At 55.5% G+C, this 8,842-nt stretch carries 9 protein-coding genes and 1 pseudogene; 3 read left to right on the top strand and 7 right to left on the bottom strand.

What is annotated here, in order from left to right; all coding sequences use genetic code 11:
• Positions 1-1,140 (top strand): mandelate racemase/muconate lactonizing enzyme family protein (locus tag AC221Y_RS16225; RefSeq protein WP_486707752.1); only part of this gene is annotated, 1,140 nt, incomplete at its 5' end.
• A 161-nt stretch (positions 1,141-1,301) separates the two neighbouring features.
• On the opposite strand, the pseudogene AC221Y_RS16220 reads toward AC221Y_RS16225, so the two are convergent.
• Positions 1,302-1,983: pseudogene (locus AC221Y_RS16220) on the bottom strand (IS6 family transposase).
• On the opposite strand from AC221Y_RS16220, the gene AC221Y_RS16215 reads away from it, so the two are divergent.
• Positions 1,970-2,482, top strand: coding sequence for a glycine cleavage T C-terminal barrel domain-containing protein (locus tag AC221Y_RS16215; RefSeq protein WP_299752389.1), 513 nt, complete (start codon positions 1,970-1,972; stop codon positions 2,480-2,482). The pseudogene AC221Y_RS16220 and the gene AC221Y_RS16215 overlap by 14 nt on opposite strands.
• Before the next feature lie 57 nt (positions 2,483-2,539).
• Here AC221Y_RS16215 and AC221Y_RS16210 read toward each other — a convergent pair whose 3' ends face one another.
• Genes AC221Y_RS16210 through AC221Y_RS16185 form a run of 6 tightly spaced genes read right to left on the bottom strand, consistent with a single transcriptional unit; the run spans position 2,540 to position 8,180 of the window.
• The gene (locus AC221Y_RS16210) at positions 2,540-3,322 is read right to left on the bottom strand and encodes an SDR family NAD(P)-dependent oxidoreductase (RefSeq protein ID WP_299752391.1); all 783 of its coding nucleotides are present in this window, start codon (positions 3,320-3,322) and stop codon (positions 2,540-2,542) included.
• Positions 3,323-3,357: 35 nt separating this feature from the next.
• Positions 3,358-4,116: an SDR family NAD(P)-dependent oxidoreductase gene (locus tag AC221Y_RS16205; protein ID WP_299752394.1), complete on the bottom strand. Its 759-nt coding sequence runs from the start codon at positions 4,114-4,116 to the stop codon at positions 3,358-3,360.
• A 27-nt stretch (positions 4,117-4,143) separates the two neighbouring features.
• Entirely contained in the window at positions 4,144-4,956 is an 813-nt protein-coding gene (locus tag AC221Y_RS16200; protein ID WP_299752397.1) for an ABC transporter permease, read from the bottom strand.
• A gap of 6 nt (positions 4,957-4,962) precedes the next feature.
• Positions 4,963-5,814 carry an ABC transporter permease gene (locus AC221Y_RS16195; RefSeq protein WP_486707751.1) on the bottom strand — a complete coding sequence of 284 codons (852 nt, stop codon included), beginning with the start codon at positions 5,812-5,814 and terminating at the stop codon, positions 4,963-4,965.
• Between the two features lie 25 nt (positions 5,815-5,839).
• Positions 5,840-6,997, bottom strand: coding sequence for an ABC transporter substrate-binding protein (locus tag AC221Y_RS16190; protein ID WP_299755712.1), 1,158 nt, complete (start codon positions 6,995-6,997; stop codon positions 5,840-5,842).
• A 34-nt stretch (positions 6,998-7,031) separates the two neighbouring features.
• Entirely contained in the window at positions 7,032-8,180 is a 1,149-nt protein-coding gene (locus AC221Y_RS16185) for an ABC transporter ATP-binding protein (protein WP_299755710.1), read from the bottom strand.
• A 103-nt stretch (positions 8,181-8,283) separates the two neighbouring features.
• Between AC221Y_RS16185 and AC221Y_RS16180 the strand changes: the two genes are divergently transcribed.
• A partial coding sequence (locus AC221Y_RS16180) for a helix-turn-helix transcriptional regulator (RefSeq protein ID WP_486707750.1) occupies positions 8,284-8,842 on the top strand: 559 nt, incomplete at its 3' end.

Below are 8,842 nucleotides of genomic sequence, written 5' to 3'. Positions count from 1 at the left end.
TACTACCTCTCGATGCCGCAAGTTACGATCGCAGCTGATGGCAGCCAAGACGCGCTGGTCGTGCGGGTCACTGCCGGCGATTTCGTCGGCTGGGGTGAATGCGAGGCCTCGCCGCTGGTATCGATCGCCGCCTTTGTGACGCCAATGTCGCATGGTGCCTGCCAGCCGGTTTCGGAATCGGTCTTGGGGATGCCCTTGAACGGTCCGGACGATATTGCTGCAATGGCAGCAGCCGTCGCCTATAACTCAATGGACCTGTTGCAAGCCGCCCACACATGGTCGGGCATCGAGATGGCACTTTGGGATCTTTTGGGCAAAGCGCGAGGCGAACCTGCATGGAAACTGCTCGGATATGACCGCGCCTACCCCAAGACACCCTATGCATCTGTTCTGTTCGGAACCACTGCGCAAGAGACGCTGGAACGCGCACTACAAATCCGGGCCGATGGCTTCCGCGCAGCAAAATTCGGTTGGGCACCGTTCGGCGCATCACTTCAGGGCGATATCGATCAGCTTGATGCTGCCCGCGAGGGGTTGGGAGAGGATGGCGTCTTGTTGATCGACGCAGGCCAGATCTTTGGTGAGGACGTCGACGCGGCGGCGGCGCGCCTAGAAGCGATGGAGCGCAACCGTGTGACATGGTACGAAGAACCCTTCGCTGGCGATGCGCTCGCGGCCTATGCCGCACTCGGACAACGCACGAAAACCGTGGGTATCGCCGGCGGCGAGGCTGCCCATAACCGACAAATGGCCGAGCACCTGATCGACTTTGGCGGCGTGCGCTACATCCAGATTGATTGCGGTCGTATCGGCGGCCTTGGCCCGGCAAAACAAGTTGCCGATTTTGCCCTTTCCAGGGGGGTCGTTTACGTCAACCACACCTTTACTTCCAACCTTGCATTGTCAGCCTCGCTGCAGCCATTTGCCGGGCACGAAGGCCATGAAATCTGCGAATTCCCGACGGGTTCACAGGCCCTTGCCCGTGAATTGACCGTTAACCACATTCAACCTGATGCCGAGGGCTTGATACATCTCCCAGATGCGCCGGGTCTTGGAATTGAAGTCAGCGAAGCGGCGCTAAAGAAATACCGTGTTCCAGTTGAAATTCGCGTCGGTGACAGAACAATATTCGCGGCGTAGACGCCCGGATTATTGATCGTCGTAGCCAGAACGGGTGGTGTCAGACGGATTCGAATCAGTCTCTGCAAGGACAATGAAGCTGACCCTTATTACGCGCTGAGTTGGCGCGGTAGTGTCGCAAACTCTCAGGTGAGTCGAGACGCGGCCTTTTCTGGACACACTTATCCTGCCAACTCCGCAAACTGCTCGAAACCGGATAGCCCAATCGGTCGAATTGGCCTTTGCGGATCATGTGAGCAGTTTCAATACCGGCCAGGGTCGCCGCCGGGGATTAAACGATTTAAAGGTCTGGATGGGGCGGGTGATTTTCTTGATGAAGCGATGATCCTGCTCAATGATGTTATTGAGATATTTGACTTGCAGGACTTCGATCAGCCAGCACCAGCTCTGTAACACCAACAAGTAATTCATGTTGAACAGACCGGCCGCGTTTGAACCGCTCTTATCGATGACAACCTTTTCCGGCCAGCCATTGTTGGCGATGGTTTTGGCGAAAAATGCCGTCGCCGCCGCTTCATCGCGGCGCTTGGAGAGCATGAAATCAAGGGTGTTGCCGAACTTGTCGATCGCTCGATAGAGATACATCCAACGGCCTTTGACCTTGATATAGGTTTCGTCCATGCGCCAAGATCGCCCGGTCGGTGCTTTCCGGAGATGAGCCATTTCGGCCAGTGCGCCTGCGTATTTCCCAACCCACCGATTGAGCGTCGCATGATCAACCTCGACGCCTCGCTCGGCCATGATTTCTTCGAGGTCTCGATATGAGACCGGAAACCTGGCGTAGAAATAGACCGCGTAGAGGATCACAGATTTCGGATACTGCGCGCCTTTGAAACTGACCATTTTCCCGACCCTGATACTAGCCTTTCAAGCCGTGCCATCTGCACCAAGCATCGATCGAACGCAACGGATACCAAAAGTTTGCGACACTAACCTTGACGTGGACAACACCGACAACCCGATCGAGGCCGGCTTGGGATTTGCCGTCAAACTCGACAAACCCGGGGGATTCATCGGATGCGACGCTCTGGCCGACATAAAGGCCAACGGCGTTCCATCAACACGGATGTTGCAGTTCCTGCTACAAGACCCCGAGCCACTGTTGTATGGAAACGAACTGATTTTTCTCGATGGATCAGAGGTCGGCCATGTCCAAATCGGGGGATACGGCCACACGCTTGGTGGTGCTGTCGGCATTGGATTTGCGGAGCTGGACGAACCACTGACGGCGGCAATGGTCAACGAAGGCACATGGCAGATCGATGTTGCCGGGGTGCTCGTCAATGCGACCGCGTCACTCAAGCCATTATTTGATCCAGCGATGGAGAAAATTCGCTGTTAGACTTGACCGAAACGACACCTCAGTGTTCTGCCAGCCAATCCGTGCTGATCACAAGTTTCACCCCTTGGAGTACCAACCATTATCCACATAAAGCGCATGTCCGTTGACGAAACTTGCTTCATCGGACGCCAGGAAAACGACGGCGGAAGCCACCTCATCTGGCTCGCATATCCGCCCTTGCGTTGCGGCCAGGTCGCCGTCCTTCCAGGTCTGCCCGGCCGCGTCCAATTCTGCAATTTCGCGCAAACCGTGAGCAGTCTTTACGAACCCCGGACAGACCGCATTGCAACGGATGCCCTGATCGCGATACTCAATTGCGATTGTCCGGGCCAGTTGCAAAACAGCGCCTTTGGACATGCAGTAGAGCGACTCAAGCGCATACCCAAGTTCCGAGGCGATTGACGCAGTGATGACAACCGATCCGCCTCCATTTGACACCATTTCAGGCAGGGCTCGACGACAGACAAGAAAGGCCGAGCGGACATTGATATCCATCAGCCTGTCGTAGTCTTCCTCGGTCGACTCGTGCAGAGCCTTCACAATGATCGTTCCCGCATGGTTGAACAAAACATCGTAAGGCCCGACATCTGCTTTAATCGCATCAAATGCCCGATCTACTTCGTTTGCTTTCGAGACATCCGCGTGGAAATAATGCCCAGAGCCACCAGCCTTTTCGATCATATCCAGCGTCTGTTCCGCGGCCTGATCCTGAATATCGAGGATGACCACATGCGCGCCTTCACGCGCAAACATCAGCGACGTCGCGCGACCTATCCCAGCCGCACCTCCGGTTATGACAGCCGTCTTGCCAGCAAGGCGATCATTGGGTGTTTTGCTCATCTCATCGTTCCTTTTGATCACAGGCCGAGTGGTGTTCAGATGCTTTCGCCGCCATCGATGACCAAAGCGTGCCCGGTCATGAACGCCGACTGATCAGAAGCGAGAAACACAATCCCGCCGGCAATTTCATCAACCGTGCCAAAACGACCCATCGGGATGGTGGTTTCGACATATTCATCAAGCTTGTGGCGCCCACCCATCTGAATCTCAAAGCCGCGATTGAACGGTGTGTCGATGAAACCGGGGCACAGAGAGTTGAACCGGATATTCTCTTTCGCATAATCGGCAGCCATCTGGCGCGTCATGGCCAGAACCGCATGCTTGGTGGTCGCATAGGCAATCATCTCGCGGTCATATTGCACGCCGGAATTTGACGACGTGATAATAACACTTCCGCCGCCCTGAGCACGCATGGGCGCAATCGCCGCCTGCGCCGCAACGAAATGCGCACGCACGTTCAGCGCCCAGGAAGCATCCATATCGGCAACCGCTACGTCCTCAAGTTTCCCCTCGACCTGCAGACCTGCATGCGAGTGCAGAATATCCAGCCGGCCCTTTGTAAGCGCCGCCCCCTTAATGGCGTCGATCAATGCCTGATCATCGGTCACGTCAAGCTGGAGAGCTTCAGCAGCATATCCTTCGGCCGCGATAGACTGCGAAACAGCCCGCGCAGAGGCTGCGTCGCGATCCGTGACAAACACGTAAGCGCCTTCACGGGCCATCGCCCGCGCACCCGCCGCGCCAATTCCGGACCCTGCACCTGTAACAAGTGCGACCTTGTTCTCAAGCTGCAAAACGCGTCCCTTTCACAAAATCAAAGATCATCTTTTTTGTCCCCGTCTCAAGATAAGCTGCGCGACAACAAGCATGATCAAAGAGGCGCCCATCACCATAGTGCCGATGGCATTCACCTCAGGGGTAATGCCACGACGGATGGACGAGAAGATATAGATCGGAAGCGTTGTCTCTGATCCGGCGACGAAAAAAGCGATAATGAAGTCATCGAAGCTAAACGTGAAGCTCAGCAAAAATCCAGCCAGGATCGCAGGCGCAATCAGCGGCAATGTAATCTGGCGAAACGTGCCCAGCGGCGTTGCATAGAGATCGGCTGAGGCTTCCGTAAGCGCACCTTCCAGCCCGGCAAGGCGCGCGCGTACGATGATGATGACCAGCGCGAGGGTGAACATGGTGTGGGCGGCGATCAAAGACCCCATTCCCATCCGCAGCGTCGGCGCAGGGGCGCTGCCCGGCCAGAACGCTTCAAGCCATGGGTTCACAACGCCAAACACCGTCACCAGAGCAATCAGGGTGGCAATGCCAATCACGATCCCGGGGATCATCACTGCGATGTAGATCAATGCGTCAAACAGGGCCCGCGCAGGTCCCCGGATGCCCTGCAAACCAACGGCTGCCAAAGTTCCCAATACACTTGCGAGTGTGGCAGACACAAAGGCCACGAAAAGGCTGTTACCGAGCGCATCCATCACAAACGGATTGTTCAGCGCACGGCCATACCACTGGACAGAAAAGCCCTCCAGTTGGCTCGCACTGCGCCCGGCGCTGAAGCTGAACAACGCGATGATCGCGATGGGAGTATAGAGGAATACATATACACAAACGGCATAAATGCGCATGGGGCCTCACATCAGCGGAGCGTCGTCGTGCTGAACATTCAGCCGCGAAATCAGACGCATATAAAGTGTGACAGTCACAAGCATGATGACGATAAGCATCACGGCCACTGCCGACCCATAGGCCCAGTTCCGTGACTGCAGGAACAGGTCGACAAGCGCATTGCCAACGAAAAACACCTTGCCTCCGCCCAATAGGGCCGGGATCAAGAACTCGCCCATCAGCAAAATGAACACCAACATGCATCCCGTGGCGATTCCCGATATGGACATCGGCAATGTAACCTTCAGGAAGGTTGTCAACGGAGGTGCTCCAAGGTCAGACGACGCTTCAAGCAGGCGTTTGTCCAGACGATCTAGGCTGACGTAAATCGGAAAGACCATCAGCGGCAGATAGCCATAGATGATCCCAACCAAGACTGCGAAAGGCGTGTTAATCAAACGCACGCCCTCTATGCCAACAATGTCGAGGAGGGCTGGAATTCCGCGCCCCCCAAGGATGAAAATCCACGCGTAACTGCGAATGAGGATCGACGTCCAGAACGGAACGATCACCAACACCAGCAGCAGCGTTTTCCATTTATCACTGGTCCGAACAGCAAGCTGGTATGCCAGAGGATAGGCGATCAGTAATGCGGCCACCGTGCCCAGAGGCGCCAACATCAGCGTATTTTTAAACGCCGTGAAACGTGCTGGCAGGTTGGCATATTGCTCAAGCGAAAACGCCGGCACATAGCCGCCCGAGGGCGCGCGTTCGCCAAAGCTGAAGACAAAGACGACCGAGAGCGGCAGCACCAGCATAACCAGCAGCCAGGCGCCCGCAGGGGCGACCAGAAGCCAATTTCTTGCGCGCTGTGTCATATGCTGCCGCTCTCTCTTTTATCGCTTAGGCTGACTTGAACCGTGCCATCAACTCGGCCCGGCCGGGATCGGTCAACGTGGCCGCTGCACCAAACTCAAGCGCATTCAGCAGCTCAGCTGCGGGGTACAAAATTGGATCGTTCAACATCGCCTCCGGCAACAATGCGTTGGTGCGGCTGTCAGCAACCGGATAACCATGCGCCAAAACCTCGCGAGCGTTCACTTCGGGATCAAGCATGAAGTTAATCAACGCATAGGCAGCTTCGGTGTGTGGCGCACCCTTTGGAATAGCGTAATAATCGCTCCACAATTCGCCACCTTCTTTGCCCAGAATATACTCGATGTCCGGGATATCGGTGTTCAACTGCTTGCCGTCCCCTGTCCAGCATATGGTCATCCAGGCATCGCCCGAACGCATCGCGGGCTGATAATCTGACGAAATCGCAAAGAGATGTGGCTTGACGTCGATCAACAGCTTTTCTGCATCCGCCAATTCGCCTTCATCGATCGAATTGAACGAATAACCATGATAGTTCAGAGCGGCGCCAATCGTGGTCAACTGATAATCGTGCACCATTGTGCGGCCCGAAAAATCGTCCATCGTCCGATCAAAGAAGTCTTTCCAGCTGTCCATCCCGTTGCCGCCGCTATGGCTGGTGTTCAGCGCAAAACCGGTTGTGCCCCAATTCTTTGGTACGGCGTACAATACACCGTCGACGGTTCCTGCATCTGCAAACCGCGGGTCAAACGCGCTGGCGTCATAGTTGGGAAGTTTCGACACATCGAGAGGTTCGATCAGCCCTTCTTCAACATAGGTCGTGATCGTGTAATTCGTGGGAACATAGACATCCCATCCACTGCCACCGGCCTGAAGTTTCGCGAGCATCTCCTCGTTGGAACCAAAGACATTCACCTGCAAAAACGCGCCGGTTTGTTCGGTAAACATGTCGAAATTTGCCTGATCGTGATAGTTTGGCCAGGTGGCCAGCACGACGCGGTCGCCAATATGGCTCGCAGCATAAGCGGGGTTTGCGCGCAGGCCCGGCAGAGCCGTCCCCATCACCGCTGACGCAGCACCAAGCCCCGTGACGCCAAGAAAATGCCGCCGCGTGACCGAGCCCTTCTGATATCGGCGCAGTTCTTCCATGAACTTCTTTTTTGAGATTGAGGTGTCTTCTGACATTGTTCAGTTCTCCTTGTTGATTGGTTTATTTTTCTTAGTCATTTCTTAGGATCAAAGCGGCCTCCGGATTCCAGTGAACCCATGCGGTATCCCCCTTTTGCAAAGTATCCAGCCGGCCATCGGATTGGCGTGGGGCCATCACTGCGATGTTCCCAAGGCGGGCATGTCTGACGAGGTATTCGGTGTGTTCGCCGAGAAAAATCCGGTTCTGGATCGTTACTTCCAGCGCCTCGGACGATTGCGTATCGCTCATCCGGATTTGTTCCGGACGAACGCTGACACAGGCCGTTTCACCCACAGGGATGGCATCGGATAGAAAAGCCCGATAACTGCGCCCATCGCTGAGTGAGATTTGCCCCGTCCCACCGTTCACCGCGATGATCTTGCCGTCGAAGAAATTGGACGTGCCAACAAAGTCGGCAACGTACCTGCTCTTTGGTTGATCATAAAGTTCGCGCGGCGTGCCGACCTGCACAATTTCCCCCGCGCGCATGACGCAGATACGATCGCTTAAGGACAAAGCTTCTTCCTGATCGTGCGTCACAAGGACAAACGTAATGCCCAACTGGCGCTGCAAATCCTGCAATTCGATCTGCATCTCCTTGCGCAGTTTTCTGTCTAGCGCGGCGAGGGGCTCGTCCAGCAAAAGCAGTTTCGGCTCGTTCACGATGGCGCGTGCCAGCGCGACACGCTGTTGCTGCCCGCCCGACATTTCCCAGATGCGCCGGTCCTTGAAATCCGCCAGACGCACAGTCTCAAGGACCCGCTGGACTTTGTCATTGATGCCGGCAAGCGGCAGCTTCGGCCGCTGCTGTTTCAAGCCATAAGCGATGTTCTGACCGACTGTCAGATGCGGAAACAGCGCATAACTTTGGAACACCATGTTCACCGGGCGCTGATACGCCGCAAGACCCGAGACGTCTTTTCCATCGATCAGAACGGTACCGGCAGAGGGCGCCTCGAACCCGGCAAGCATTCGAAGGGCCGTTGTCTTGCCGCAGCCCGAAGGTCCCAGAAACGACAGGAACTCGCCCGGCGCGATGGCCAGATCAAAATGCCGGACAGCCTGGACGTCACCATAGCTTTTCGAAACGCCCCGCAATTCGGCCACGGCACCCGGCAGCGCTTTGGCGGACTCCCGAGGATATCCATCAACGGAGAAGGTTTCCGCTACTTTTGTCATTTGCTACATATCTCACCCATGGACCAATGAGAGAAATTTTTGCGCTTTGTGTAAATATTCTTTTTGTTATACATGAATTGGTCAACAGAGAGGTCCAACTGCCTTGACCAATTGGGACATACAAGCCGCCCGGATCATCGATACTCTCGAAAGTGACGATCTTCCCGTTATCTTGTCCGAGGGACTCCGAGCGGTTGTTGACTTCGACTACACGGTCATCTTTGGCTACGTCGGCAACACCCAACCTTTGGCGCTCTACGATGATTTTTCGCCAGATCGCCGAGTGATGCATGTGGATGACTATCAAGAGGGACCATACCTGCTTGATCCGTTTTATCTAGCCGCGACGGGGGATGTTGCCCCCGGTCTTTGGCGTTTAAGAGAAATAGCACCGGATCGTTTCTACCAGGGCGAATATTACCGCAGCTACTACGCGCGCACAGGACTGGCCGAAGAAGTGGGCTTTCTTGTCGATGTTCATGACAAGCTGACCATCGTGGTGTCGCTGATGCGCAAGACCCGCAAGTTCAGCAAGGCCGAGATGAAGGCTTTGAAATCTATCTGGCCTGTGATCGACGCAGCCTGTCGCCGACACTGGCGCGCCACAGCGATCGAAGCGCGCAATCAGGCCCCGGCTGCTGACATGAATATTGAACGGGCTT

It is taken from the genome of Boseongicola sp., from assembly GCF_057460485.1.
Note: the sequence above shows the minus strand (reverse complement) of the source record. Positions and strands in the feature narration are given on the sequence as shown.